This is a genomic window from Streptomyces antibioticus, assembly GCF_002019855.1.
Classification (GTDB): Bacteria; Actinomycetota; Actinomycetes; order Streptomycetales; family Streptomycetaceae; genus Streptomyces; species Streptomyces antibioticus_B.
The window spans coordinates 482,963-509,106 of record NZ_CM007717.1 but is presented as its reverse complement, the minus strand read 5'-3'; the positions used below and the strand labels follow the sequence as shown (position 1 = coordinate 509,106).

Here is a 26,144-nt window from a genome sequence, read left to right as displayed (position 1 = left end):
CCCGCGGGGCGGGGGCGCCGACCGACGCCCCCGCCCCGCGCTCACGCCAGGCTCACCCACGCCCCCGACTCCGCCGAGCGGCTCATCGCGTCCAGGGCGGCCGCACTGCGCACCGCGTCCTCCAGCGTCGCCCCGTGCGCGGTGCCCTCGGCGATCGAGCGCAGGAAGTGCTGCGCCTCGACGACCTTGAGGTCGTCGTAGCCCATGCTCGACGCGGCCCCCGGCTGGAACGCCCCGTAGTCGCCGTGCCCGGGACCCACGTACAGCGTGCTCACGGGCTGGTCCTGGTACGAGTCCCCCCGGCTGACGCCGAGTTCGCCCATCCGGCGGAAGTCCCAGAAGACCGCGCCCCGGGTGCCGTGCACCTCGAAGCCGTAGTTGTTCTGCTCGCCGACCGAGACCCGGCACGCCTCCAGGACACCCCGGGCGCCGGAGGCGAAACGCAGCAGGCAGTTGACGTAGTCCTCGTTCTCCACGGGGCCCGGCTCGCCGCCCGCGGCCAGGGCGTGACCGGCCGTGGCCCCGGTCGGCCGGGCGCGCTCCGGGATGAAGACGGCCGTGTCGGCGGCCAGCGCGGTGATCTCGCCCAGCAGGAAACGCGCGAGGTCCACGCCGTGCGAGGCGAGGTCGCCCAGCACCCCGCTGCCGCCCCGCTCCCGCTCGTACCGCCAGGTCAGGGCGCCCAGCGGATGGGCGGCGTAGTCACTGAAGAGCCGGACACGGACATGCGTGACCGCACCGATCTCCCCGGAGGCGATCAGCTCACGGGCGTGGGCGACGGCCGGGGCGTTGCGGTAGTTGAAGCCGACGGTCCCCTGCACACCGGACGTGGCGACCGCGTCGGCCACCGCGCGGGCGTCCTCGGCGGTCAGTCCGACCGGCTTCTCGATCCAGATGTGCTTGCCCGCCTCGGCCATCGCGACGCCGATCTCGCGGTGCAGGAAGTTCGGCGCGGTGATGCTCACGGCCCGCACGCGCGGGTCGGCGGCCACCTCGCGCCAGTCCCGGGCCGTCGAGGCGAACCCGAACCGGGCGGCGGCCTCCTCGGCCCGGCCCGGTACCTCCTCCGCGACGGTCACCAGCTCGGGCCGCAGGCCCAGCCCCGGATAGTGGTGGGCGACCCGCGCGTACGCCTGGGTGTGCACCCGCCCCATCCAGCCGAACCCCACGACGGCGACGCCGAGCGTATCCACCATTGGACTGCCCCTCTTTGGACCGTTCCATTTTGCTTGCCCGGCCCACGATGGAGCCCCTCCGGACCGGTGTCAAGGGTCGTCGGTCAGCCGGGTCGGCTTTACAAAGCGGACAGCCGTATGGAACGGTCCACACCATGAGGACCCCGACCATCCGTGACGTCGCCGCGCGGGCGGGCGTGTCCAAATCGCTGGTCTCCCTGGTGCTGCGCGGCGCCGACGGCGTACGGCCGGAGAAGCGGCAGGCCGTCCTCGCCGCCGTCGAGGAACTCGGCTACCGGCCCAACGCCGCCGCCCGCAGCCTGAGCGAGCGCCGCACCCGCACGGTCGGGGTGCTCCTGAACGACCTGCGCAACCCCTGGTTCGTGGACCTGCTCGACGGGCTCAACTCCCGGCTGTACGACAACGGTCTGCGCATGCTCCTCGCCGACGGCCATCTCAACCGGCGCCTCGGCGAGGACCTCGCCCACACCTTCACCGAACTGCGCGTGGACGGCCTGATCGCCGTCGGCACCCTCCAGGACCCCGGCGTGCTGCGCGCTGCGGCGGGCCGGGTGCCCACCGTCGTCGCCGGCGCCCGGGAACCGGTGCTGCCCGCCGTGGACGTCGTCGCGGGCGACGACGAAGAGGGCGCCCGGCTGGCCACCGAGCACCTCATCGGCCTCGGCCACCGGCACATCGCCCACATCGCCGGGCCGGGCGCGGTGGGTGAGCTGCGCCGCCGCAGCTTCGAGGCCACCATGCGCGCGCACGGCCTCGCCGACACGGCCCGGGTGGAGCGGGGCGACCTCACCGAGGAGGGCGGCTACCGGGCCACCGTCCGGCTCCTGAACGGCCCACGGCGCCCGACCGCCGTGTTCGCGGTCAACGACGTGACCTGCGTCGGCGCGCTCTCCGCCGCCGAGGCGAGCGGCCTTGCCGTCCCACGGGACCTCTCCCTCGTCGGGTACGACAACACGTACCTCTCCCAGCTCCGCCACCTCTGGCTCACCACCGTGGACAACGCCAGCCACGAGGTGGGCCGCCGTGCCGCCCAGCACCTGCTCGCCCGTATCGCCGACCCCGATCGCCCCGCCCACGTCGATCTGACGGCCCCGACCCTGGAGGTCAGGGGCACGACGGCGCCGCCGGGCGGCACCCGGGAAGCCTGACGCGGCGGCCCCGGGTCAGTGGTCCTCCGCCACGGGGACATCCCTGTACGGGCCGGGGCCCGTCACGACCCGCCCCCGGCTACAGCCCGGTGTGGACGTACGCCGCCCACTGGGCCGGGATCGCCGGACGGGCCGCGCGCCGGTGCCGGACCGCGTCGTGCAGCGCCTCGGCCGAGCGGGCGGGCCGGGGCGGGGTGCCGCCGCCGTCGGTGAGACGGTCGTAGAAGCGGCGGGCGACGGCCCTGGCGGTGCGGTCCGTGACGGGCCACAGGGTGCCGACGACGGAGCGGTAGCCGGCCAGATGGAAGGCGGCGGTGAGGTGGGTCGCCTCGTCGGCGTGGCGGGGGCCGGTGTCGGTGGTGCCGCACGCCGAGAGATAGGCGAGGCCGGCGTCGGCCAGGCGGAGCCGGGCGATCGTGGTGAGCGTCAGCGGACGCGTCAGGTGGTCGTGCAGGACCAGCAGGCTGTCGGAGGGGTTGTCCAGGTCGGCGAAGCCGTGGCAGGCGAAGTGCGCGACGTCGTGGGTGGTCAGCGCCGCCGTGACACCGTCGTGGGTCGTGGTGCCGCCCGGGGACGGCAGGACGGTCGCCGCGGGGACGAGCCGCCGCAGGCTCGCGGCCTCCTCCGTGGCGCCGGGCAGGGGAGTGACGTCCGGCGCGTCGGGCACGGCGACGACCACCGTGCGTCCGGCGGCGGGGTCCGGCCCCCGCAGCGCACGCGCGTGCAGCAGGGCCCGCGCGGTGGGCGTGTAGGAGGAGATCACCCTGTCGAGCACCGCGTCGGAGCCGCCGTCGTGCCGTCCCGCGGCGTGCAGGGGCAGGAACGTCGCGACACCGACCGGGCACCACCACACCCGCGGCCACGGCCGTCCGGGGGCCGGGGGTTCCGGGTGGCCGAGGGCGTCGAGGACCTCGCGCGCGAAGCTGTCCCACATCCAGGCCAGCACGCCGAGGATCCGCCGCTGGGCGGCGAGCGGGTCGTCGCCGTCCAGGGCGTCCGACGCGGCGCGCAGCACGTCCACCTGCTCGCGGACGGCGTCCTCGGTGAACGCGGGCAACGGCACGGCCCGGACCGGCTCCTCCGCCGCGTCCCGCAGGACGAGGGCGTGGCCCGCCTCGCCGTGCGCGACGAGATAGACGACCGGGCCGTCCACGGCCGCGTGCCGGACGTCCTCGACGGCGGGCGGCGACAGGAAGCCCGCGAGGCCGGGGACCTCCCGGATCCGTCCGAGCAGCCCGTCCCAGCGGGCCATCAGGTCCGCGCGGTCCTCCTCGGTCGCGTCCACGGCGTGGTCGCTCGCCTCGACGGCGTCCCGCAGGGCGTCGAAGCGCGCGGCCAACTCCGGTGCGCGGAGCCGGAGTTCGCCGAGATCGCCCCGGGTGTCCAGGGTGTCGGCGATCAGCAGCCCCCTGGTCTGCTCCAGCAGCTCGACCGCGCGGCCCGGGTCTCCGGCGGCGACCGCGGCCGCCGCGACCGTGGCCGCCATGCCGTGCAGCCCCGTGACCCGGTGCAGCCGGTCCGCGCGCCGCAGCCGCCGCGGCGCCACCAGCCCGACCAGCTCGGCGACCCGTTCCGCCATCACCAGGGCGTGCGCCGGGTCACCGGCCTCCAGATCGCCGTCCGCGGCGTACCGGGCGGAGGCGACCCTGAGGTCCGCCGCGGCCGTCCGGGTGCCGGCCGCCTCGGCGAAACAGCTCCTCGCCTGGTCCAGCTCCCGCCGCTCGCCGCCCCGGTCGAACGACGTCTTCACCGCGACCCCCAGGTTGAACAGATACAGCGCCCGGTCGGGATCGTCGGCCGGGGTCGCCGCCACCGCCTCCCGCGCGACCTCGACGTTCTCCTTCAACGCCGTGACGTCGCCCGTGCGTTCCAGCAGGGTCTGGAGGGCCGCGCCCAGGTTGGAGCAGTACGTCGCGCGGTCGGGGTGGCCGGCCGGTGTCAGGGCGACGGCCCTGCGCGCGGCGCCGATCGCCTCGTCCAGCGCACCGGCGTCGTCCGACTCCTTGGCCAGGGCACGGAGCGCGATCCCGAGGTTGGCGAGCCGTCCGGCGTGTTCGGGGTGGTCCGCGGGGGTGGCGTCGACCGAGTCCCGCGCCGCCGCGACGGCCTCCGTCAGCAGCCCGGCCTCACCGGTCCTGGCGAACAGGGTGTGCAGGACGGCGACGAAGTTGCTCAGCCGGGGGCCGCGGCCGGGATGGTCGGACGGTGTCGCGGCGACCGCCCGCCGGGTCGCGTCCACGGCCTCCCTGAGCGTTCCCAGGTCGCCGAACCGCTGGAACGACGTCTGGAGGATGCCGCTCAGATTGGACAGATACATCGCGAGGTTCGGGTGGTCCGGCGGAGTTCCGGCGACGGCCGCCCGCCCCCGCTCGACCGCCTCCGCCAACGCGTCCTCGTCACCGGTCCGGTCGAACAAGGTCTGGAGGGTGGCGCCCAAGTTCGAGAGACGGCCGCCGAGTTGGGGATCGCCGTCCGGGGTCGCCGTCACCGAGGTGCGCCCGCACTCGACGGCCTCGCGCAGCACGCCGACCTCACCGGTCCGCGCGTACAGGGCCCGCAGCGCGCCCCCGAGGTTCGAGGCGTACCTTGCCTGTTCGGGTGAGCCGTCCGGGGCGGCCGTCACCGCGGCCCGGCCCGCCGCCACCGCGTCCGCCAGCTCGTCGAGGTCCCCGGCATGCGCGTAGAGGGTGAACAGCGCGGTGCAGAGGTTGCCCAGGTACATCGCGCGGCCCGGGTGGTCCGGTGGCGTGGCCGCCAGCACGTCCCGCATCAACCGGACCGACTCGCGCAGTGGTTCCGGGTCGCCGGTGCGTTCCGCAAGGGCCCGCAGCGAGCCGGCCAGGTTGGACCAGGCCATGATCCGGTCGGGGGCGTCGGGCGACCAGGCGGCCACCGCGTCCCGGCCGACGTCCACCGCCTCCGCCAGGACGTCGACGTCCCCGGTGCGCTGGAACAGGCCGCGCAGGCCGATGCCCAGGTTGGACAGGACCGCGGCGCGGTCGGGGTGGTCGGGCGACAGGGCGGCGGCCGCGGCGCGCTCGACGTCGACCGCCTCGCGCAGGGCCGCCGTCTCGCCGGTCGTGTCGAACCGGGTGTGCAGGGCCAGTCCGAGGTTGGACAGGACGCCCGCGCGGGCGGGGGAGTCCGGGGCGACGGCGGCCACGGCGGCCCGCCCGGCCTCGACGGCCTCGTCCAGCAGGGCCGTGTCGCCCGTGGCGTCGGACAACGTCCTGAGCACGGTGCCGAGATCCGACAGGAGTCCGCTGCCGCCCCGCGCGGTGACCGCCTCGCGGAACCGGGTGAGCGCGGCCCGGTCCTCGTCGGCCGGCGGTGTCAGCAGCGCGACGGCCCGGTCGAGGTCGTCGTCGGAGTCGGGCAGCGCGAGGTACCGCAGCCAGTGCAGGCGGCCCAGCGCGGAACGCACCGCGCCGTCCGCCAGGACGTCGGGTTCCGCCAGTTCGGCGAGGACCGCCGCCAGAACGGTGTGGTCGTCGCCCGCGACCGCGTCCGGATCCCCCTGCGCCACCGCGGAGTCCAGGGCGGTCCGTAACCGGGCGAGTGTCCTGTCACGGTCGGTGACCTCGGGCGAACTGACCACGTGCGTCCTTTCCCGGGCGAAGGGGTGGCGCCATGGTGTCACCTGGCGCCGCCCTCCGGCAGGCGGACGGCCCACTTCCCCCCGGGGCTACTCCGCTTCGCGGACCAGTTCCTCGTACTCGGCGGCGGTGAGCAGTCCGTCGAGCCGACGCTTGTCGCCGATCTTGATGTCGATCAGCCAACCCTCGCCGTAGGGCTCGTCGTTGACCAGTTCCGCATTCGCGTCCAGCTCGTCGTTGCACGCGCTCACCGTGCCGGACAGCGGCGCGTACACCTCGCTGACCGCCTTCACCGACTCGATGGACGCGAAGGGGTCCCCCGCCTCCAGGACCCGGCCCTTGTCCGGCAGTTCGACGAAGACGACGTCGCCGAGCTGCCGTTGCGCGAACTCGGTGATACCGACGCGCACCACATCGGCGCCGGTCTGCTGCACCCACTCGTGGTCCTTGGTGTACTTCAGCTCGGTGGGGACGTTCGCCACGGGGACTCCTTCAGGGCGGTCGGGACGCCGAACGGTCGTGGTCGGCGGGGCCAGTGTGGGCGAGCGGACGGACGTTCCGGCGGACCGTCACCCTGATGGACCACCAGGGCTGTGCCGGGCGGCAGGACAGGAGGCGCAGTTGCGCGAGGTCGCCGCCGCGCACTACCGCTCCGCCGTCGAACTCCCCTCCAAGGGCATCTGAACCGCCGTTCCGCCTCAGGGCGTCGACGGCGCCGCGCACTGGGTGGACGGCGGGCAGAACCACGCGCGGGCCGTGTCGAGCAGCTCGCGTTCGTCCTCGTCGCCGTCGCTCTCGGAGCCGTAGACGATGAGGGCGTAGTTCTCGCTGTCCTCGGCCCGGAAGCGGTAGTCGATGACGTGGAACGAGGAGCCGCTCGACGGTTCGCCGCTCAGTTCGTCGGCCGTGTACTCGTGCTCGGCCGCCTCCCCCTCGGAGGGGTCGGGCACGTACTGGAGATGGATCTCCCGGTAGCCCTCCAGCTTGCGTCCGGCCCGCTGGGCCTCCACCACCGAGGCGTGCGGGGAGTCCTCCATGAGCTGGAAGACCTGCACCCTGCGCACCCCGTCGGGGCCGCGGTACTCGACGACGTCGATGCCGTACTGCGAAGGGCTGCTCTCGCGGCTCCAGCCCTGCGGCAGCGCGATGCGGAAGCCCTCGGAGTCCTCCAGGACCTCGAAACCCGCGGGCGGCGACGGCGACTCGGCCGCCGTCGGGCCGGACGCGGTCCCGCCGTCCGAGGTGCCCTCACCGGTCGCGCCGTCGTCGGTCCCGCCCGGATCGACGGGCGCCTCCTCGGACGGCGGCCGGTACGGCTCCGGTTCGTCCTTCCAGCCGAGCGCCCAGGTGGCGAACGCGAGGGCGCACACGCTCAGGACGGCCGCCGTGCGCCGGATCATGAACCGCTGGCGCGGCAGATCGAGATACTGCTCGGGATGGAAGAGGCGTTCACGGCGTGATCCGGCCCATTCCTGGCGCTCGGTGTCGAACACTCTCATCGTCGCCGTCCTCCGTGCCGCGCTGCCGTGTCCGTCATCGGGGAACTCCGCCCGTCAGGCGAGCAGTTGGGCGATGCCCTGCACCACCGCGGTGGCCGAGGCGACCGCGCCCACGGCCGCCGCCTGCGAGCCCAGCCAGCCCCGCACCCCGCCGAGCAGCCGGGTCAGCCGGGCGGTGCCGGCCGTGCCGGCGCCCACGATCTCGGCCTCGGCGTCGGCGAGTTCACCGTCGAGCACGGCGTCCACCTCGCTGCGGTCCCCCGCCGACGGCAGCGCCTCGCGCAACTCGCGGATGGCGGCCAGGAGTTCGGCGTGCCGCGGGTCGGGCTCGGAGCCGGTCGTGTTGTACGAGGTCGCCGTCCCGTGGCTGCCGGTGGCGATCGACCCTCCGCTCATCGACCCGATGCTCACGCTTCCGGACTGCTCCGGGGTGTTCTGTTCGTCGCTCGGCATGGCGTGCGTCCCTCGTCTCATGGTGCGGGGTGTCTCAGGGGGCGGGGTGGGAGTTGGTCGTCGTCGGCGGATTCTTCGGCGAACTCGGCCTGGACGGCGGCGTGTTGTGGGACGCGCTGCCATGGCGGCCGGTGGCCACCGCGCCGCCGGACATGTCCTTGATGAAGACGCTGCCGCCACTGAGCTGGTACACGTGCTGCTCGAACTCCTCGGTGCGGTAGCCATGCGCCTTGAGCGCCTCCCGGACACCGTTGACGATGCGCTCCCGGATCGTCTTCACATAGCGGGTGCTGTCCATCTCCTGGAACGCGGAGAGCTGTCCGGTGCCCACCAGGGAGCGCAGCGAGACCCGCGGCGCGTCCGGCAGGGCGTCGCCGTCCGACCAGCCCGCCAGGATCGCGTTGCGCAGGGTGGCGAGTCCGCCGAGGCCGGCGTCGACCCCGACCGCCGGGGCGTGCCGCAGGGCGCGCAGGGCCGAGCGGACCCAGGTCTCCGGGAGCCGTTCCACGAAGGTGTCGACGGCGCGGAAGTCGCGCCGGACCGGGCGCAGGACATAGGGCAGCACTTCGAGGACGAGCATGCGGCCCTGGGTGTGGACGCGCACCAGGACGGTCACGACGACCTGTTCGCGCCAGGCGCCCACCCGGATCCGCAGGAACACCCGGCGGCTCTCGCCGCCCTCGTCGACGGCCTCGCGCCGGTGTGCGGCGACCTGGGCGGGGTCGTAGACGGGCAGGCCCCGGCCGCGGCCGGGGCCCCGGGTGAGGGCGGCCGGGTCGGCGACGCCGCCCACCTCCAGCTCCTCGTCGCGGGCCACACCCGCGGGCAGATAGACGAACCGGTCGATCTCCAGGTCCCGCAGCCGGTCCCGGCCGCTCAGCGCGGATGCCTCGCGCAGTCCGGTCAACTGCGGTTCGATCATGGAGAGCGCGGCGTCGGCGGTGAGCGGACCGCTGATCTGACGGGGGACGCCCGGGGCGGTGCCGGTGGTGCCGGTCGTGTCCGTGGTGCCGGGGGTGTCCTCATCGGCCGGGTCGGTCTCGCCGGGGTGCCGGGCGCGCTTGCGCAGTTCCATCGCGAACGACCAGGGGGACCGGGCGTCGCCCAGGCCGACGAACGGGTTCTCGTCGTCGTACAGGGTGAGCGACGCCTCCTGTTCGCGCCGGACGTCGTCCCGCAGCATCTCGAACAGCGGCCCGGCGGGCAGGTCGGGCTGGGTGGCGGTGGGGAAGGTCCAGCGGGCCAGCCAGCGGCACAGCGCCTTGCGCTGGGTGCCCTGGTACCACCAGACGATGAGCACCATCGCGAGCGGGAACAGCAGCGGGTACGGCGTCTGGACGCCGCCGCCGAGCACGCCGAAGACGTACCAGCACCAGTAGAAGGCGGCGAAGGCCCAGGCGCCCGCGGAGAGCAGGGACCCCGCGCCGTCGGCCGCCTTGGCGACCGGGTCCGGTAATCCGGCGGACCGGGCGGCGGCGCCCCCGCCCTTGGCCGTGTGGGCGAACCACACGCCGAACACGACCAGCGCGTACAGCACCGACCAGGGCAGCGGCATCCCGTTGGTGAGCCGGTCGTCGCCCTCGAAGAACGCGGTGAGGACGTCGCTGAAGTGGACGTCCGCGCCGTCGCCCCAGCGGTCGGAGAGGCTGTCCCAGAACATGACCACGTCGGACAGGAAGAAGCCGGCCCAGGCACCCAGCATCAGCAGGGCCGTCCGCGCCTCCTGCCGGGTCGCCCGCAGGGCGTGGGACAGGACGGGTAAGACGTCGACGCCGTTGGGCGGGGCGACCGGGCGCTCCCGGTGGTCGAGGAGTTCCTCGATGACCCGGCGCCGGAAGCCCGCGTCCTGGTACACACCGGCGCACAGCAGGCGGGTGGCCTCCGTGCGGCTGTAGCGGTGTTCCGGAAGTCTCACGCCAGACACGTCGCTCCCCCTGCTGGTCCGTCGTAGCTGATCCGTCGTACCCCCGACGGCGCCGTCCGTCGAGGGACGAGACGGAAAAAGTACAGCCGATGTGATCGCGCTCGGACAGGTTCTGATCCCTGGTGCCCTGATGGAGTGAAAGGCGGCGGAAGCGCTGGACGGGTGTGACTTCTGGGGGTACCGGCCGAGCCGAATTCAGCTTAGGTTAGCCTTACCTCGCCTGGCCGGAAATCATCATCTGTCGGCCGGTTCTTGATCATGACCGGAGGCCCCTCATGTCCCCACCCCCGCCGTCCCGCCGTCACGGCCGGATCGCCGTGCTCTGCCTGGTCGTCCTCGGGGCCCTGCTCCCGGCGACCGCCGCGCAGGCCGCGAGCCGCGGCGTGCAGGGGGGCCGGCTCGACTGGGGCATCAAGTCGTCCTTCCAGAGCTATGTCACCGGGCCCATCGCGAAGGGGAGTTACTCCCTGACCGGCGGGGCCGCCACCGTCGGCGCGAGCAACTTCCGCTTCCACTCGGCGAACGGCAGCTACGACGGCGCCACCGGCTCCTTCACCGCGTCCTTCTCCGGCGGGGTCCGCTTCGTCGGCCACCGGACCGAGGCCGGCGCCTACCAGCTCGACCTCACCCTCAGCCGCCCCACCGTCCGCATCTCCGGCTCCACCGGAACCCTCTACCTGGACGTCACCGGCAAGGCCAAGGGCAGCGGCCGGGTCACCACCTCCTCCCAGGTGCCCTTCGCGACCCTCTCCCTCGGCGGCATCGACATGCGGGGCGCCGGCAACTCGGTCGTCCTCAACAACCTCCCCGCCACCCTCACCGCCCAGGGCGCCACCTCCTTCGCCGGGTACTACACCGCCGGTACCGTCCTCGACCCGGTGAGCCTGTCGGCCGACGTCAAGCCCGCCGCACCGGCCGCGTCCAAGAAGCCCACCGCCAAGGCATCCACCAAGTCGCCCGCGAAGAAGGGCACATCGGGCGACAAGCTCCAGGACGGCGCCGTCGACTGGGGCGTGCGCCGCACCTTCCGCGAGTACGTCACCGGCGACATCGCCCGCGGCGAGTGGACCCTCTCGGGCGGAGCCCAGGACGGCGGCGCGCTCTTCCGCTTCCCCGGCGGCCGGGGCACCTTCAAGGGCGGCGACCTCGACGCCACCTTCAAGGGCGCCGTCCGCTTCACCGGCCACGACGGCCTCGACCTGACACTCGGTGCCGTCCGCGCCACCGTCAAGGACGGCAAGGGCACCCTCTACGCCGATGTGACGAGCCCCGGCCTCACCGGCTCCAAGGTCCCGCTCGTCACCTTCACCACGAAGAACCTCAAGGCGAAGAACGGCCTGGTCGCCGTCACCGAGGTCCCCGCGAAACTCACCGCCGACGCCGCCAAGGCATTCGGCGGCGTCTACCGGGCCGGCACCGCGATGGACCCGGTGTCCCTCGCCGTCGCCCTCACCGACGACGCCGAGCTGCCCGCCCTGCCCGACCTGGGCAGCACGCCCACGGTGAGCGAGACCCCCGCCGAGCCCTCGGCGTCCCCCGCCGCCACCGCCCCCTCCACCCGACCCGTCGCGAGCAGCACCGACGACGACGGCGTCCCCGTCCTGCCCGTCGGCCTCGCGGCCGGCGCCCTGCTGCTGGCGGCCGCGGCCTCGCTGCTCGTCGTCCGCCGGCGCCGCGCCCGCCCGGCCGCCGAGGCCCCCACGTCCGAAGAGGACTGACCCCCCGAGCCCGCCGCCACGGCGGCCGTCCCACCACCCGAGGAGAACCCCCGACCATGTCCGCCACCTCGTACAGACGCCGTCCCGTCGCGCTCGCCGCGGCCGTCGCCACCGCCGCCGCGCTGGGCGCCACCGCCCTCGCCACGCTCGGTGCGACGACCGCCTCGGCCGCCGAAGTGCCGCTCTCCGGTTACGAGTTGACCTGGGGCATCAAGCAGACGTACCGCACCTACGTGACCACCTACGCGGCCGGCACCTTCACCGCCACGGACGGCGCGAGCCAGGCCGCGGGCAACGGCGCCTTCACCTTCACGGACGGCACCGGCGCCTACGACTCCACCGCGCACACCCTCGACCTCGGCTTCAAGGGCAGCCTCCGGATCGTCTCCGCCGCGCACGGCTTCGACATCTCGCTGTCCGGCGTGAAGTTCGACAGCGCGGCCGCGGAGATCACCGCGGACGTCACCAAGTCCGGGACGACCACCCAGGACGTGCCGCTCGCCGACGTCACCGTGACCCGCGCCATGACGGACATGGAGACCAAGCTGACGAAGGAGGCCGCGGACGTCTTCGGCAGCGCGAGCTACGAGGGCGCGGCCGGCGACCCGCTGACGGTCCTTCAGAAGACCCCGCCGTCGTCGTCGTCCGCCTCCGCGTCGGCCTCCGCCTCCGCCTCGCCGTCGGGCGGCACCTCCCCGTCCGCCTCCGCCTCGGCCTCCGGCGGCACCTCGCCGTCCGCGTCGGCCTCCGCCTCGCAGAGCGCGTCGGCGTCGGCGTCCGCCTCGGACGGCGCCTCGCCCTCCGCCTCCGCGACGCAGGCCCCGGCCAAGGGCGACATCGCCGACGGCACGCTCGGCTGGGGCGTGAAGAAGTCCTTCCGCACCTACGTGGTGGACGGGGTCGCCAAGGGCAGGATCACCACCTCGGGCGGTGCCAAGCAGGCCGCGGACAACGGCGTGTTCACCTTCACGGACGCGACGGGCACCTACGACACGGACGAGGACACCCTCTCCGCGTCCTTCAAGGGCTCGGTGAACTTCAAGGGCCACGAGGAGAACGGCGAGTACGGCCTCGACCTCACGCTCTCCGACGTCCGCGCCACCCTCGACGGCGGCACCGGCAAGCTCACCGCCGACGTCACCAGCCTCGGCGAGAAGACCGAGGACGTGGTCCTCGCCGACCTCAAGGCGGCGAAGTCCGACCTGACCGCCTCCGGTGACGTCATCACGGTCGACGGCATCGCGGCCGACCTCACCGCGGCCGGCGCCGAGGCGTTCGGCGGGTTCTACCCGGCCGGCACCGACCTCGACCCGGTCGACCTGCGCGTCGCCCTCACCGACGACGCCGACCTGCCCGGCGACGGCGGCACCGACGGCGGCTCCAGCAGCGGCGGTTCCGGCAGCGGCGGCTCGGGCACCGGCGGCGCGGGCAGCACCACGGGCGGCGCGGGCACGACGGCCGGCGGTGTCACCGGCGGCCTCGCCAACACCGGTTCGGACGTGCCGGCGGTCGCGCTCGGCGGCGCCGCGGCGGTCGCCGTGGCGGCGGGCGCGGGCGTCGTGATAGCCATGCGCAGGCGCCGTACGGCCGAGGGCGAGTAACCGGCCGCGGGCGGGTCGTCGGCCGGGGACAGGTCATCGGCCGAGTGCAAGTCATCGGCCGGGGGAACAACACCCGCCCGCACCCGCCGACTTACGCCGAGGGGCGGACCGGATCGACCCGGTCCGCCCCTTCGCCGTGTGCCGGCCTGCGCCTCACGTGCCCACGGCGTAGACCTTGCCGTCGTCGCTGCCCACGAACACCACCCCGTCCGCCACGGCGGGCGAGGACTTCACCGCGTCACCGGTGGCGAACGACCACAGCTCGTCGCCGGTACGGACGTCCAGCGCGTGCAGATGGGAGTCGTCGGCGCCGACGAAGAGCACGTCGTCGGTGGCCGCGGGCGAGGAGGCGACGCCCGCGCCGAGGGAGCACGACCAGCGCTGCTTGCCGCTGCCCGGGTCCAGCAGATGCACGGCGTCGTCCCCGCCGCTCAGGAACACACCGTCGTCCAGGACCAGCGGCCGGGTGGCGACCGGGCCGCCGGTGCGGAACTGCCACTTGCGGTCACCGCCGGACGCGTCCACGGCGTACAGGTTCCCGCCGTCGGCCCCCATGAAGACGACGCCGTCGTCCACCACGGGCGAACTCTGCGCCGACTCGCCCCCGATGTGGAACGACCACTCCTGGCCGCCGTCCGAGGCGTCCAGGGCGTAGAGACAGCCGCAGTCGCTGCCGATGAAGACGAGGCCGTTCGCCACGGTCGGCGAGGAGCCGACCTTGGCGCCCGTGTCGTAGGTCCACGCCTTGGTGCCGGAGGCGGCGCTGACGGCGTGCAGATTGCCGTCGTCGCTGCCGACGAAGACGAGCCCGTCGGCGACGGCCGGCGTGGACCGGACGTCACCCCCGGTGGTGTAGGTCCACGCCCTGTCGCCCGAACCGGCGTCGACCGCGTGCAGGGTGCCGTCGTCGCTGCCGATGTACACGACACCGTTCGCGACCACCGGCGAGGAGCGCACATCGCCGCCGAGGTGGTACGACCACTTCTGGTTCCCCGACGAGGCGTCCAGGGCGTACAGGCAGCCGCAGTCGCTGCCGATGTAGACGACGCCGTCCACGACCGTCGGCGACGAACGCACCAGGTCGCCGGTGCCGAACTCCCAGAGCTTCTTGCCTGCCGACGAGGCGGCGCTCGCGGAGGCCCTCCCCGAGGGGGAACCGGAGCTGTTCGAGGACGGCGAGCCGGAGGGGTTCCCGTCGCCGCCTCCCAGCAGCTTCCACCCGGCCAGCGCGCCGCCCACCCCGACCGCGGCCGCCGTGAGCCCGATGATCAGGCCCCGGCGCGAGGGGTTGTGCGACAGCCCGGGCGCGCCGGGGTACGCGCCGGGCGGCCCGAGGACGACCGGCGGCGGCCACCCCGTCCCGGGCGGGGTGGGATACCCGGTGACGGGCGGGCCCCACGCCGGGTTGACGGGGGCCGGCGCGGGCGCGGGCACCGGTGCCTGTGCGGGTACGTGCGGCTGCGCCGGGGGAGGCGGAACCGGCGCGGCGGCCGCCACCGGTGCGGTCGCGGTCGGTCGCGGAGCCTCCGTCGGCCGGGGCGGCGCGGGCGGCTGGGCCGACGGCGTGCTCTCCGGAGCCGCAAGGGGCGCCACGGCGGGCGGAGTTGCGGCGGCCGGCGCCGGAAGGGCGGGCGGAGCCGGTGCGGCGGGAAGGGCCGGCGGTGCCGTCGGCAGGGGCGGCGGAGTCGCCGGCAGCGCCGCGGACGTCTGCTCGCGGACCTCCTGGGCGACGACCGTCGGCATCCACTCCGGTTCGGTGAGCAGGCCCGTCGCACCGCGCCCGCTGCCGACCGCCTCCGCGAGCCGGTCCAGGAGCGCGGCCACCCCGGGGCGCCGCTCCGGCTCCTGGACGAGGCAGTCGGCGACGATGCCGCGCAGCACGTCCGGCACCCGGCTCAGGTCCGGAGCCTCGTACACCGTACGGAAGTTGAGCGCGTTCGCCGGGCCGGTGCCGAACGGGCCGGTGCCGGTGGCGACGTAGCACAGGACCGCGCCGACGGAGAACACGTCGCTCGGCGTCCCGACCGTGCGGCCGGTGAGCTGCTCGGGGGACATGAAGCCCGGCGTGCCCACCACCGTGCCCACATGGGTGAGTTGGGTGTGCTGGGTGTTCGTCTCGACCGCGCGCGAGATCCCGAAGTCGATCACGCGCGGGCCGTCGACCGCGAGCAGGACGTTGGACGGTTTGAGGTCCCGGTGGATCACTCCGGCCGCGTGGATCGCCTCCAGCGCCTCCGCCAGACCCGCGCCCAGGACCAGCGTGGGCTGCTCGGGCCACGGCCCGTGCTCGGACAGCGCGGTGCCCAGGGACATGCCGGGCACGAAGACCGTGGCCAGCCAGGGCGGTGAGCCCTCCGGGTCGGCGTCCACGACCCCCGCGGTGAACGCGCCGTTGACGCGCCGGGCGGCGGCCGTCTCGCGCGCGAAGCGCCGCCGGAAGTCCGGGTCGCCGGCCAGCTCGGGCCGCACCACCTTGACGGCGACCGGCCGGCCGCCCGGCGAACGCCCCAGATACACCTGACCCATGCCGCCGGCCCCGATCCGGGCCACGATCCGGTACCGCCCCACGAGCCGCGGGTCGCCGGGCGACAGGTCTTCGAACATCCCCAATGTGCTGCCCTCCCCCAGGCGGCGCGGGCCATGTGCGCCCCGCCGCGGACCACCATCCTCCCGGATCACCGGGACCGGCTCAATGGCTTCCCAGTTTCCGGTCGGCCCGCTCGCCGGGCCCGGGCGGAGCGCCCGGGCCGACGGCGGTCAGACCCCGGTGACCTTGGAGTTCGCCGACAGTTCGTACACCAGCGTGACGGTGCGACGGCCGCCGGGCGGCAGGTCGAGGTCCCAGCGGACGATGCCGTCGGCGTCGACCGCGTCGGGGGCGGGGGAGCAGGACTCCTTGCGCAGCCGCACCTCCACCGCGGAGACCTCCGAGACGGGGATCCGCTCCCGCAGGACGACCGTCCGCTCGCCGGTCCCCTCCGCCTGTGCGGCTGCCTCGCTCTGCGCACGCTCGTGCGGTGCGGAGAAGCGGGACAGATGCAGGCGGACCGTGCGGGTGATCACGGTGCGCTGGGTGAGCGTGGTGGTGTCGCGGGTCTCCTCGGTCTCCCGGACCACCCGGTGGTCGTCCCTGCTGCCGTAGGCGAGTTCGACGGGGGCGCCCGGCGCGGTGAAGTCCAGGGTGCCGCGGCCGCTGAACCCGCTGCCGCGGACCAGGTCGACGGGCCCGGCGAGCAGCGCGTGCCCCGACCGGTTGTCGAACCGCACCACCTGGGTGACCAGCGGGGACAGTTCGGGCGTACAGGCGTACTCGCCGCGCGCCGCGGTGGTGAACGACGAGACGGGCACCCGGTGGCCGCGGCCGTCCGAGGGCACGGTGACCGGAGCGGGGGAGTGCAGCACCCGTACCTCGCCGCCGTCGTCCACCCCGGGCAGGCCGAGCACCGCGGCCGGGCCGAGGTCGGCGGTCTCCTCCTCGCGGATCTCGACGTCGACGGTACGGCGCTCGGCGGGGGAGCGGTCCTGGAGCGTGAGCCGGTCCTCGCTCAGCCGGGGCGGCTCCCCGGCCAGCGCCGAACGCGCGGTGGACAGCGTCAGCCGTACGCCGGACCAGTCCTCGCCGGTGCGCTGCCAGACCATCGCGTCGGTCTCCAGCGTGAGGGAGTCCCCGTCGAGCACGGCCCGGTAGGCGGGCCGCCACAGCGCACAGGGGACGAGGTGGCTCACGCGCAGCTCGGCCGGACCGGCGGCCGTGGCCTCGACGGTCAGCTCGATGTGCCCCACCAGTTCGGCGGGCCGCTGCTCGGCCAGCTCCAAGGCGTCGCCCGCCGTGCCGAGTTCGGTGGCCAGTACGGTCAGCCGGGCCTGTACGGTGCGCAGTTCCTCGGCGTGGGCGTCGCGTTCGGCGTCCACCCGGTCCAGTTCGCCGCGCCAGCGCGGCACTTCGGTCTCGCCGTGGCCGGTGCCCTCGCCGATGTCGCGCAGCAGATCGGCGGCGAGCCGGCCGAGCGCGTCGAGCCGGGCGTGCAGCCGGTCGCGCCGCTGCTCCAGCGTGACCTGCTCCTGTTCGAGGGCGTCCACGCGGTGGCGCAGGGCGGAGTCGTCGGCGGCGGGCCGGCGGGCGCGCGGCGTCCAGGCGCGGACGATCCGCGCGTCGAGCACGGTCGCCGGCGGGCCGGCGGTCAGTTCGGCGTGCAGGGTCCGGTCGACGGCCAGCGCGCCGACGGGCCCGAGGCGCAGCCGCTGGACGCCGGCCGTCAGGTCCACCACCGTGGTGCGTTCGACGTGGGCGCGGTCCTCCAGGCAGGTGACGGCGGTGACGGGCAGGGGGATCGGCTCCGGTGCCGTGGACATGGGCGTCAGCTCCTGCGGTTGCCGCCGGCCAGGGCCTTGGCGGTCGGGATGCGGATCTCGTAGCCGCCGTCGAGGGCGGTGGTGCCACCGGCCGGCAGGTCCACCCGCCAGAGGCGGGTGCCGGGCGCGTGGTACTCCGGCCCCAGGTCTTCCTCGGGTGCCGTCCAGTCGGCGCGTTCCTCGATCCGGACGTCCGGGTCGGAGGTGACCGGCACGCGTTCGCGCACCTCGACGGTGACGGGCCCGGCGAGCCGGTTGGCCAGCTCCACATGGACCCGGTGGTCGAGCACGGTGGTGGCGCCCCGCAGCCCGGACGTCGACTCGTGCAGATTGGTCCGGCGGGTGACCCGGATGCCCTCGGCGGGACCGAGCCCCACCCGGCTCACGCCGCCCGGGGCGAGCGTCGGCAGCGCGGCGGTGCGCAGGAAGTCGTCGTCGACGGTGACCTCCACCGGGCCGGCCAGCAGCGCCTGGTCGGTGGAGTTGGAGAGCACCAGCGTGCCGTACACGGTCTGCTCCACGGACGGCACGCACAGGTACTCGGTGCGCAGCCCGACCGGGATCTCGCCGACGGTGACGGTGTGCCAGGTGCCGTCCGAGGGGATGTCGGCGCGGGCCACGGCGTCGAAGCGGTGGTCGAAGGAACCGGCCGACTCACGGGGCCGTACGGCGTGTCCGGGCAGCGGAAGCGCGGTCACGGACTCGGCGCGGCGGCGGTGTTCGGTGGCGACCGGATCGTAGGGGGTGTCGGGGAACAGCCGGCCGCGGCGGGCGCCCGGCTCCTCCGGACCGCTCAACACGAGGGCCGTGTAGTCGAGTTCGTCGCCGCTCGGCCGCGGCGGACCCACGGCGGGCGCGGGAGCCGCGGGCACCGGGCCGCCGGGGGCGGGCGGCGGCGGTGCGCCCATGCCGCTGCCCGCGGGGGCCGCCGGTGCGAAGGCGGCGGCGGGGGCCATGGCGGGGGCCGCCGTGCGGGACCGGCCGGTGCGCGGCGCGCCGCCGGGCCGGGCGGGCGCCGCCTGCGGGAGACCACAGGGCGCCGGGCCGGCGTACGCCTCCGGATAGGCGCCGGACGGCGCGACGGCGGGCGGCGCGCCGTACATCGGGGGCGGAGGCGGCGGGGACGGCGGCTGTGCGGCGCCGGCCGCGTGACCGCCCACCGCGGCCTTGGCCATGCCGCCGGCCCTCGCGGGGCGCGGGGGCGCGGTGTCGTACCCGGTGAACAGGTCGGCCAGCCCCGCCGGGGGCTCGCGCCAGCCGGACGGCGTGGGGGCGGGCTGCCGGCGCCCGATGCGCAGCGAGCGCAGCCGGGGCAGATCGGTGCGGCGCCGCAGATCGGCCGTGGCCAGGGCCAGGCGTACGCCGGTCCAGTCCTCGCCGGTGCGCTGGGCGACCGAGGCGCGCAGCACCAGCCGCCCGCTGCTGTCGCCCTGACGGACCGTGAGCCGGTAGGCCGGGACCCAGACGGCGCCCGGGACGCCGTACTCCACCTCGACCTCGACCTCCGTGCCGGCGGCGCCGTCGAGGGTCAGGGCCGCCGAGACCGTGGTCGCCACATGGGACGCCGGGGCGTCGGTGGAGGCGCGGGCCAGCCGGTCTGCGGCGGCCGACAGGGCGCGCTCGGCCTCGGCCAGCTCCTCCTCCAGCTCGACGAGACGGGCGTGCAGCCCGGTCAGCCGCTGGTCCACGAAGTCGGCCAGTTCCAGCCACGCGTCGACCGCGGTGCGCCGGTGCGGGTCGTCGCGCTTGCGGGCCGGCGGGACCGGGCGCAGCGCCGCGGTCTCCTCGATCAATCCCGCCTGCCGGGCCCGGCGTCCGAGGACCGCCTCGTAGGCGTCCCGCAGCCGCTCCACCTCGCGGCGCAGCGCGTCGGGCGCCTCGGCGCCGAGCGGTTCGGCCTCCACCTCGATGCGCGCCTCGGTCACGCGGACCCCGGAGGCGCCCGTGACGCGCGCCCGCAGCGAACCCGGGTCGAGCGAACGGGGCAGCCCCGTCACCCGCACCCGGCCGTCCGCGGGCACACTGCCGCGCGCCAGGCGCGTGCAGAGCGCCCCTTGCGCGTAGACCACGACCCCGTCGAGGGCCGACGCCCACCTCTGAACCGTCCGAACCGTCCCAGCCGTCATGTACTCCGCCCCCCGGCCGTGCCTGTGCTGAGCGAAGCCTACGTCGGGCGGTCCGCGCGCGGTGCGGCGCCGGTCGGTTTTCCCCGACGGCGGGGGCGATCACCGCCTAGCGCCGCGGTTCCTGCGGGTCGACGCCGGTGTAGGCGGAGGTGTCCTTGCTGCCGCTGGGGCGCCCGGAGCGGCCGCGCCGGCCGGTGTCCTCGCGGCCCTTCTCGTCCCGGTCGCCGTACTCCTCACCGCGCGTCCCCCGGCTCTCCACCGTGTCACCGGGCACCGACCTGGTCTCCTCCGGCGACTTGGTGCGTCCCGGACCCTTGCCGCCGCCGTGCTCGGCGGTGTGGAAGGAGCGGTGGGCGCTGGGGTTGTCCTGCTGACGCGTCTCGTCCACATCGGGGGACCAGCCGTGCTGCTCCGTGCCCCGATGCCGGCTCGGACCCTGTCCGTGCGGGGGCTCAGACCCCTGTGGCTTGTTCGCCATCGGACGACCTGCCTTCTCGACGGGGCGGCGCCGGATGCGCCACCGTGACACTCCGCGTACCCCTCTTTGTCGATTTATCGCTTACGGAACCTTATGGCGGCTCATGGCCGCCGCACGGGCGCGGATCCGGTCCGGCGACGGGGTCCGAACCGGTCCCGGTAACCTGGCGGGATGAGGACGGACGACACGGGGGAGGGACGGTGACGGACTCCCCGCTGCCGTGTCCGGCCCCGGGTCCGCGTTCCCTGCGGGTACGGCCGCTGCCGGAGCGCGCGGGCTGGCGGGCCGGCGGTGAGATCACCCTGGCGACCCGCCCCCTGTGGGAGCGGACGCTGCACCTGCTCTCCGTGTCGCCGCAGGAGGTCTGCCGGCTGGAGCTGTCCGCCGTGACCTTCGTCGACCTGGGCGGTGTCTCCGCCCTCGCGGTGACCGCCCAGGAACTGCCCGCCGGGCGCCGTATCGTGCTCGACCGGCCGCCGGCCGCGATGCCCCGGCTGCTGGACATGTTCTGGCCCGGGCTGCCGGCGGTCGACGTGGTGGCGCGATGACCCCGACCGGCACCGCCACCACCGCCTTCGCGCACCCCGCCCTGTTCTACCGGGGCGAGCGGGAGTACCTGGACGGCATCGTGCCGTTCGTCCGGGAGGGCCTGAAGGACGGCGAGCCCGTCGCCGTGGCCGTCCCCGCCCCCCGGCTGTCCGTGCTGCGGGAGGCCCTCGGCGCGGACGCCTCCGCCGTGCACCTCGTCGACATGCGGGTGGCGGGCCGCAACCCCGGCCGGATCATCCCGACCGTCCTGCGCGCCTTCGCCGACCGGCACCGCGACACCCCCGTCCGTATCGTGGGCGAGCCGATCTGGCCCGGCCGCAGCGGTCTGGAGTACCCGGCCTGCGTCCAGCACGAGGCGCTCATCAACCTGGCCTTCCCCGGCCGCGCGGTGACGATCCTCTGCCCGTACGACGCCGACCGGCTCGACGGGACGGCGCTCACCGACGCCCGCGCCACCCACCCGGTGGTCCTCTCGGCCGGTACGGAGGCCGCCAGCCCGTCCTACGCCCCCGAGGCGGTCGTCGCCCGGTACAACCGGCCGCTGCCGCCGCCCCCTCCGTCGGCCGACCGCGTCGCCTTCGCCGCCGAGGACCTCTCCGACACCCGGCACCGGGCCGTCGGCCGGGCCGGGCGGCTGGGCCTGACCGGTGTGCGGTCGGAGGACTTCGCGCTGGTGGTCGCGGAGCTGACCACCAACAGCGTGGTGCACGGCGGCGGTTCGGGCACCCTGCACCTGTGGGCCGAGGGCTCCTCGCTCGTCTGCCAGGTCCGCGACGGCGGACATCTCGGCGACCCGCTGGCCGGCCGCCGCCCCGCCGCCCCTGACCGGCCGGGCGGCCGCGGCCTGCTCCTGGTCCACCGTCTCTGCGACCTGGTCCGCGTCCACACCACCCCGGGCGACACGACCGTACGCGTCTACCTGGACCTCTAGCGTTCCTCGCCGTCGGCCCCGCGTGGTTAGCCGGCGCCCCGCTGGGCACTCGGGCCGGAGGCTGGTGGGGGGTTTGGAGGCTTCTGTGGCTGTACGGCACCGTTTGATCAAGACGAGTCGGCAGACCGTGTGGGCCGTCCTCGCGGACGGCACGCGCTATGCGGACTGGGTGGTCGGAACGTCGTTCTCCGAGCCGATCCGCGGCCGATGGCCCGAGGTGGACTCGGCGATCGGATACGAGGTCCGCGTGGGACCGATGCGGCTGACCAACGAGACGGTCGTCCGGGAGTGCGTGGAGGGAGAACGCCTCGGTCTGGAGGCGCGGGCGGGCGCGCTGGGCACGGCGCGCATCGCGATCGAACTGCGGCCGTGGGGCTCCTACAGCCTGGTCATCGCGGACGAGCACCCGTTGCAGGGAGCGGGCGGGGCGCTGCACAACGTGGCCGTCGAGGCGATGATCCAGCTACGGCACCGCGCCATGCTGGCCCGGCTGGCCGCCGTGTGCGAGGAGCAGGCCCGCCACGAGCGCCCGCCGGGCCACCCGGAGCCCCCCGGCCCGGTCTGGTCCGGCGGCGCGGCGCGGGGCGGCGGCGATGCCTGACGCCGTGGTCGTCGGATCGGGGCCCAACGGTCTGGTGGCCGCGAACCTGCTCGCCGACGCCGGCTGGAGCGTGGAGGTCCTGGAGGAGCAGCCCGGACCCGGCGGCGCGGTGCGCCACGACCGGGGGGTGGACCCCGACTTCGTCAACGACCTCTTCAGCTCCTTCTATCCGCTGGCCGCCGCCTCGCCGATCGTGGCCGGTCTGCGTCTGGAGGAGTACGGCCTGCGCTGGAGCCATGCCCCCACGGTGCTGGCCCACCCGCTGTCCGACGGCACCTGCGCCGTGCTCTCGCACGCGGTGGACGCGACCGCCGCCTCCCTGGACGCCTTCCACCCGGGGGACGGTGCGGCCTGGCGGCGGCTGCACACCGTCTGGGAGCGGCTCGGACCGGACATCCTGGCCGCGCTGTTCACCCCGTTCCCGCCGGTGCGCGCCGGTGCCCGGCTGGCGTTGCGGGTGCGTGCCGCGGGCGGGCTGCGGCTGGCCCGCACGCTGATGCTGCCGGTGCGCAGGCTGGGGGAGGAGGAGTTCCGGGGCGCGGGCGGAAAGCTGCTGCTGGCCGGGAACGCGCTGCACGCCGACCTCGCCCCGGAGGCGGCGGGCAGCGGCGGCTTCGGCTGGCTGATGAGCATGCTGGGCCAGAGCTACGGCTTTCCCGTCCCCGAGGGCGGCTCCGGCGAGCTCATCCAGGCACTGGTCCGCCGCCTCCGGTCCCGGGGCGGCTCGCTGCGCTGCGGCCGCCCGGTCGCCGAGGTCGTCGTGGCGGACGGGCGGGCCACCGGGGTGCGCACCGCCGACGGCGAGACGGTGCACGCGCACCGCGCCGTACTGGCCGACGTGTCCGCGCCCGCCCTGTACGGCGCGCTGGTCGCGCCGGAACACCTCCCGGCCCAGCTCCTGGACGACCTCCGTCGCTTCCAGTGGGACTTCGCCACCTTCAAGGTCGACTGGGCGCTCGACGGCCGGGTGCCCTGGCGGACCGAGGGGGCGACGGACGCCGGGACCGTCCATGTGGCGGACGGACTGGACGAACTCACCCGCTTCGCCGCCCAGATCGCCATGGGCGAGATCCCGGACCGGCCCTTCGCCGTCCTCGGGCAGATGACGACCGCCGACCCCACCCGCTCGCCCGAGGGCACCGAGTCCGCGTGGGCCTACACGCATGTGCCGCAGACCGTCACCGCGGACGCCGGCGACGCGGGCCTGACCGGCGCCTGGAACGCGGCCGAGCAGGAGGAGATGGCCGACCGTGTCGAACGCCAGGTCGAACGGTTCGCCCCGGGCTTCCGCTCCCTGATCCGCGCCCGCCGCGTCCTGGCGCCGCCCACCCTCCAGTCCCTCGACGGCAACCTGCGCGCCGGCGCCCTCAACGGCGGCACCGCCGCCCTCCACCAGCAGCTCTTCTTCCGCCCCGTGCCCGGCACCGGCCGCCCCGAGACCCCGGTGCGCGGCCTCTACCTCGCCTCCGCTTCGGCCCACCCCGGCGGAGGTGTCCACGGCGCCCCCGGCGCCAACGCCGCCCACGCGGCCCTGCACCGCCACCGCACCCCGGGCCTCGCACGGGCCCAGCGCGCCCTCACCGGTCGCAACCGCACCGGACACCGGCCGACGCCGTGAGACGGCAGCGCCCACCACAGGGACGCATCGCCCACCGCAGGGACGGAGACACACCATGGCGGACCAGCACGACGACGGCCCGGACCGCGCCCACCGCAGGCCCCCGGGGGTGAGCGACGCGACGGTGGAGGCGCTCGGCGCCCTGTCCAAGGCCCTGGAGACCACCGAACGGGCCAGGGGACACCTCTACTCCTTCCACCAGCTCACCGGCACCGCCGACTTCCAACTGGACGAGGCGGTGGACCTGTTGCGCCGTGCCGGGCACGCGGAGTGGGCCGACAAGGTGCGCGCGGAGATCGTGGGCCGCAACGTCGTCCCGGGCCACTGGACCTTCCAGATCGTCGAGGCGTACGACGAGACCTACCACCGCCCCTTCACCCTGCTGGCCCGGGAGGCCGTGGACCGGCTCGCGGGCGGCCGCGACCACCTGTACGAGGCGGAACTGAAGCAGCGCAGGAGAGGAACCGACCGTGGCTGACAGCCCGTTGAAGGACCGCACCGCGGTGGTGACCGGAGCCGCGCGCGGGGTGGGAGCGGCGCTCGCGGAGGCGCTCGCCCGGCGCGGCGCCCGTCTGGCCCTGATCGACCACGACCGGCCCGCGCTGGACGCGGTCGCCGCCGCGCTGCCCGGTCCGGCGGTCGCCGTCGCGGCCGACGTCACCGACGACGCGGCGCTGGAGCACGCCGCGGAGGTCGTCCGCGAGCGACTCGGGCCGCCGTCCGTCGTCGTGGCGAACGCCGGTATCGCCGAGGGCGGCCCCTTCGCCCTGTCCGATCCCGCCTCGTGGCAGCGCGTGATCGACGTGAACCTGACCGGCAGCGCCCGCACCGCCCGGGTGTTCCTGCCCGACCTGACGGTGACCGCCGGCTACCACCTCCAGATCGCCTCGCTCGCGTCGTTCGGCGCCGCCCCGATGATGAGCGCCTACTGCGCCTCGAAGGCCGGGGTGGAGGCGTTCGCCCACTCCCTGCGGGCCGAGGTCGCCCATCACGGGGTGGCCGTGGGCATCGCCTACCTCAACTGGACCGACACGGACATGGTCCGCGACGCCGACCGCCATACGGTCCTCAGGGAACTGCGGGCCCACATGCCCCCGCCGGCCCGCCGCGTCCTCCCGGCCGACGTCGTCGCCGACCGCCTGGCACGCGCCGTCGAGCGGCGGCGCACGGCGGTCTACGTCCCCGGCTGGCTGCGGGCGGTCCAGGCGGGGCGTGCCGTGCTCCCGCCGGTCGTGCTGCGCGTGTCCCGGCACGCCCTGCCCGGTCTGGAGGCCGAGGAACCGCTGCCACCCACCGGCCCCCTGGGCGCGGGCGGTCTCGCCGACCTCGCCGCGGTGACCCGGCACGGCGGCGAGGCCGACTGAGCGCGGGCGGGCGGCGGCGCCGTACGGCAGTGCCGCGGGGCGCATTACCGTGCGCCGGGCTCGGGCGGAATCATCGTGCGCCGGTCTCGGGCCGAGTCACCGTGCGCCGGGCTCGGGCGGAACCACCGCGCGCCGCGCTCGGGCCGAGTCACCGTGCGCCGGGCTCGCGCGCAATCACCGTGCGCCGCGCTCGGGCAGAATCGGCGTGCGCCACGCATCCACGCGTGCGCGACGGGACACGGGCCGCGAACGAGGAGTGCCGCACGGTGCGACGGGACATGCGTCAGGACATGACCGAGTCGGTTCTCCCCATGGGCCGGGCGCTGCTGCCCCGGCGCAGCCCGCCCGCCCCACGCGCGGCCGTCCTGGTGCTGCACGGCGGCCAGGAGGCGAGCGAGCGCCGCACCCGGCCCTGGCAGCTCGCCGCGCTCCGGATGGACCCCTTCGTCCGCGCGGTCGCGGCGGCCCTGCCCCGCCAGGACGTCCTGATCGCCCAGGTCCGCTACCGGCTGCGCGGCTGGAACGGCGAGCGCGCCGACCCGGTGCGCGACATCCACCGGGCGCTCGACGAACTCGCCCTCCGGGAAGGCCCGTTGCCCACGGTCCTGCTCGGCCACTCGATGGGCGGCCGGGCCGCCCTGCGCGCCGCCGGGCACTCCCAGGTGCACGGCGTCGTCGCCCTGGCCCCGTGGTGGCCGCGGGACGAACCCGTGGAACAGGTCGCGGGCCGGCACCTGGTCGCCCTGCACGGCGAGGACGACCGCGTCACCTTCCCCGCCGCCTCGGCCGAGTGCGTGCGCCGCGCCTCCGGCCTCGCGGCACGGGCGGGGATGGCCGTCGTCGGCGGCGGCGACCACCCGATGCTGCGCCGCTCCCGCTTCTGGCACCGCACGGCCGCCGCCGTCGTCGCCCATCTGCTCGACCCCGAGAGCACACCGGACCCCCTGCCCCGGGAGTGCTACGGCACCGGGGACTTCCCCGTGCTCTGA

General features: G+C 75.2%; 21 protein-coding genes. 11 read left to right on the top strand and 10 right to left on the bottom strand.

The window, feature by feature from the left end; genetic code table 11:
• Positions 1-41: 41 nt before the first annotated feature.
• On the bottom strand, positions 42-1,196 hold the full coding sequence (locus AFM16_RS02290) for a Gfo/Idh/MocA family protein (RefSeq protein ID WP_078632012.1): 1,155 nt from the start codon (positions 1,194-1,196) through the stop codon (positions 42-44).
• A gap of 134 nt (positions 1,197-1,330) precedes the next feature.
• Between AFM16_RS02290 and AFM16_RS02285 the strand changes: the two genes are divergently transcribed.
• Entirely contained in the window at positions 1,331-2,344 is a 1,014-nt protein-coding gene (locus tag AFM16_RS02285; RefSeq protein ID WP_078632010.1) for a LacI family DNA-binding transcriptional regulator, read from the top strand.
• A gap of 79 nt (positions 2,345-2,423) precedes the next feature.
• Here the strand turns inward: AFM16_RS02285 and AFM16_RS02280 are convergent, their stop codons facing one another.
• Entirely contained in the window at positions 2,424-5,942 is a 3,519-nt protein-coding gene (locus tag AFM16_RS02280; protein ID WP_078632008.1) for a CHAT domain-containing protein, read from the bottom strand.
• Between the two features lie 87 nt (positions 5,943-6,029).
• The gene (gcvH, locus tag AFM16_RS02275) at positions 6,030-6,422 is read right to left on the bottom strand and encodes a glycine cleavage system protein GcvH (RefSeq protein ID WP_078632006.1); all 393 of its coding nucleotides are present in this window, start codon (positions 6,420-6,422) and stop codon (positions 6,030-6,032) included.
• 55 nt (positions 6,423-6,477) lie between these two features.
• Between gcvH and AFM16_RS39265 the strand changes: the two genes are divergently transcribed.
• Positions 6,478-6,624, top strand: a complete 147-nt coding sequence (locus AFM16_RS39265) for a hypothetical protein (protein WP_167797142.1) — start codon at positions 6,478-6,480, stop codon at positions 6,622-6,624.
• Positions 6,625-6,638: 14 nt separating this feature from the next.
• Here the strand turns inward: AFM16_RS39265 and AFM16_RS02270 are convergent, their stop codons facing one another.
• The 3 genes from AFM16_RS02270 to AFM16_RS02260 are packed head-to-tail and all read right to left on the bottom strand — an operon-like array spanning position 6,639 to position 9,807.
• Entirely contained in the window at positions 6,639-7,439 is an 801-nt protein-coding gene (locus tag AFM16_RS02270; protein ID WP_143648293.1) for a serine/threonine kinase C-terminal domain-containing protein, read from the bottom strand.
• Between the two features lie 54 nt (positions 7,440-7,493).
• On the bottom strand, positions 7,494-7,892 hold the full coding sequence (locus AFM16_RS02265) for a hypothetical protein (RefSeq protein WP_078632002.1): 399 nt from the start codon (positions 7,890-7,892) through the stop codon (positions 7,494-7,496).
• A 34-nt stretch (positions 7,893-7,926) separates the two neighbouring features.
• Positions 7,927-9,807, bottom strand: a complete 1,881-nt coding sequence (locus AFM16_RS02260; RefSeq protein WP_078632001.1) for an AbeC-like domain-containing protein — start codon at positions 9,805-9,807, stop codon at positions 7,927-7,929.
• A gap of 284 nt (positions 9,808-10,091) precedes the next feature.
• Here AFM16_RS02260 and AFM16_RS02255 point away from each other — a divergent pair, with 284 nt between their 5' ends.
• The gene (locus AFM16_RS02255) at positions 10,092-11,534 is read left to right on the top strand and encodes an HtaA domain-containing protein (RefSeq protein WP_078631999.1); all 1,443 of its coding nucleotides are present in this window, start codon (positions 10,092-10,094) and stop codon (positions 11,532-11,534) included.
• A gap of 56 nt (positions 11,535-11,590) precedes the next feature.
• On the top strand, positions 11,591-13,135 hold the full coding sequence (locus AFM16_RS02250; protein ID WP_078631997.1) for an HtaA domain-containing protein: 1,545 nt from the start codon (positions 11,591-11,593) through the stop codon (positions 13,133-13,135).
• Positions 13,136-13,288: 153 nt separating this feature from the next.
• Here AFM16_RS02250 and AFM16_RS02245 read toward each other — a convergent pair whose 3' ends face one another.
• The 4 genes from AFM16_RS02245 to AFM16_RS02230 all read right to left on the bottom strand — a co-directional run bounded on the left by AFM16_RS02245 (position 13,289) and on the right by AFM16_RS02230 (position 20,002).
• Positions 13,289-15,739 carry a serine/threonine-protein kinase gene (locus AFM16_RS02245; RefSeq protein ID WP_078631995.1) on the bottom strand — a complete coding sequence of 817 codons (2,451 nt, stop codon included), beginning with the start codon at positions 15,737-15,739 and terminating at the stop codon, positions 13,289-13,291.
• 153 nt (positions 15,740-15,892) lie between these two features.
• Entirely contained in the window at positions 15,893-17,488 is a 1,596-nt protein-coding gene (locus tag AFM16_RS02240) for a mucoidy inhibitor MuiA family protein (RefSeq protein ID WP_078631993.1), read from the bottom strand.
• Between the two features lie 5 nt (positions 17,489-17,493).
• Positions 17,494-19,614 (bottom strand): DUF4139 domain-containing protein, encoded by a 2,121-nt coding sequence (locus AFM16_RS02235; protein WP_078631991.1) that lies wholly within the window; start codon positions 19,612-19,614, stop codon positions 17,494-17,496.
• 106 nt (positions 19,615-19,720) lie between these two features.
• Positions 19,721-20,002 (bottom strand): hypothetical protein, encoded by a 282-nt coding sequence (locus tag AFM16_RS02230; protein WP_306293465.1) that lies wholly within the window; start codon positions 20,000-20,002, stop codon positions 19,721-19,723.
• Positions 20,003-20,292: 290 nt separating this feature from the next.
• Between AFM16_RS02230 and AFM16_RS02225 the strand changes: the two genes are divergently transcribed.
• The 7 genes from AFM16_RS02225 (at position 20,293) to AFM16_RS02195 (ending at position 26,144) form a co-directional block, all read left to right on the top strand.
• Positions 20,293-20,640: an STAS domain-containing protein gene (locus tag AFM16_RS02225; protein WP_078631989.1), complete on the top strand. Its 348-nt coding sequence runs from the start codon at positions 20,293-20,295 to the stop codon at positions 20,638-20,640.
• Positions 20,637-21,572 carry an anti-sigma factor RsbA family regulatory protein gene (locus tag AFM16_RS02220; protein WP_078631988.1) on the top strand — a complete coding sequence of 312 codons (936 nt, stop codon included), beginning with the start codon at positions 20,637-20,639 and terminating at the stop codon, positions 21,570-21,572. The genes AFM16_RS02225 and AFM16_RS02220 overlap by 4 nt, the downstream gene beginning before the upstream one ends.
• A gap of 85 nt (positions 21,573-21,657) precedes the next feature.
• Entirely contained in the window at positions 21,658-22,173 is a 516-nt protein-coding gene (locus AFM16_RS02215) for an SRPBCC family protein (protein WP_078631987.1), read from the top strand.
• On the top strand, positions 22,166-23,791 hold the full coding sequence (locus AFM16_RS02210; protein ID WP_078631986.1) for a phytoene desaturase family protein: 1,626 nt from the start codon (positions 22,166-22,168) through the stop codon (positions 23,789-23,791). Before AFM16_RS02215 ends, AFM16_RS02210 begins: the two co-directional genes overlap by 8 nt.
• A gap of 55 nt (positions 23,792-23,846) precedes the next feature.
• Positions 23,847-24,269, top strand: coding sequence for a hypothetical protein (locus AFM16_RS02205; RefSeq protein WP_030780988.1), 423 nt, complete (start codon positions 23,847-23,849; stop codon positions 24,267-24,269).
• Complete coding sequence (locus AFM16_RS02200; RefSeq protein WP_030780986.1) at positions 24,262-25,155, top strand: SDR family oxidoreductase; 894 nt, start codon at positions 24,262-24,264, stop codon at positions 25,153-25,155. The genes AFM16_RS02205 and AFM16_RS02200 overlap by 8 nt, the downstream gene beginning before the upstream one ends.
• Positions 25,156-25,445: 290 nt before the next feature.
• Positions 25,446-26,144, top strand: coding sequence for an alpha/beta hydrolase (locus tag AFM16_RS02195; RefSeq protein ID WP_030780983.1), 699 nt, complete (start codon positions 25,446-25,448; stop codon positions 26,142-26,144).

What these genes read in the sequence shown, in the direction of transcription:
- AFM16_RS02290 (WP_078632012.1), bottom strand. Translation starts at nt 1,196, where the DNA reads ATGGTGGATACGCTCGGCGTCGCCGTCGTGGGGTTCGGCTGGATGGGG.
- AFM16_RS02285 (WP_078632010.1), top strand. Translation starts at nt 1,331, where the DNA reads ATGAGGACCCCGACCATCCGTGACGTCGCCGCGCGGGCGGGCGTGTCC.
- AFM16_RS02270 (WP_143648293.1), bottom strand. Translation starts at nt 7,439, where the DNA reads ATGAGAGTGTTCGACACCGAGCGCCAGGAATGGGCCGGATCACGCCGT.
- AFM16_RS02265 (WP_078632002.1), bottom strand. Translation starts at nt 7,892, where the DNA reads ATGCCGAGCGACGAACAGAACACCCCGGAGCAGTCCGGAAGCGTGAGC.
- AFM16_RS02255 (WP_078631999.1), top strand. Translation starts at nt 10,092, where the DNA reads ATGTCCCCACCCCCGCCGTCCCGCCGTCACGGCCGGATCGCCGTGCTC.
- AFM16_RS02250 (WP_078631997.1), top strand. Translation starts at nt 11,591, where the DNA reads ATGTCCGCCACCTCGTACAGACGCCGTCCCGTCGCGCTCGCCGCGGCC.
- AFM16_RS02245 (WP_078631995.1), bottom strand. Translation starts at nt 15,739, where the DNA reads ATGTTCGAAGACCTGTCGCCCGGCGACCCGCGGCTCGTGGGGCGGTAC.
- AFM16_RS02240 (WP_078631993.1), bottom strand. Translation starts at nt 17,488, where the DNA reads ATGTCCACGGCACCGGAGCCGATCCCCCTGCCCGTCACCGCCGTCACC.
- AFM16_RS02235 (WP_078631991.1), bottom strand. Translation starts at nt 19,614, where the DNA reads ATGACGGCTGGGACGGTTCGGACGGTTCAGAGGTGGGCGTCGGCCCTC.
- AFM16_RS02220 (WP_078631988.1), top strand. Translation starts at nt 20,637, where the DNA reads ATGACCCCGACCGGCACCGCCACCACCGCCTTCGCGCACCCCGCCCTG.
- AFM16_RS02210 (WP_078631986.1), top strand. Translation starts at nt 22,166, where the DNA reads ATGCCTGACGCCGTGGTCGTCGGATCGGGGCCCAACGGTCTGGTGGCC.
- AFM16_RS02205 (WP_030780988.1), top strand. Translation starts at nt 23,847, where the DNA reads ATGGCGGACCAGCACGACGACGGCCCGGACCGCGCCCACCGCAGGCCC.
- AFM16_RS02195 (WP_030780983.1), top strand. Translation starts at nt 25,446, where the DNA reads ATGACCGAGTCGGTTCTCCCCATGGGCCGGGCGCTGCTGCCCCGGCGC.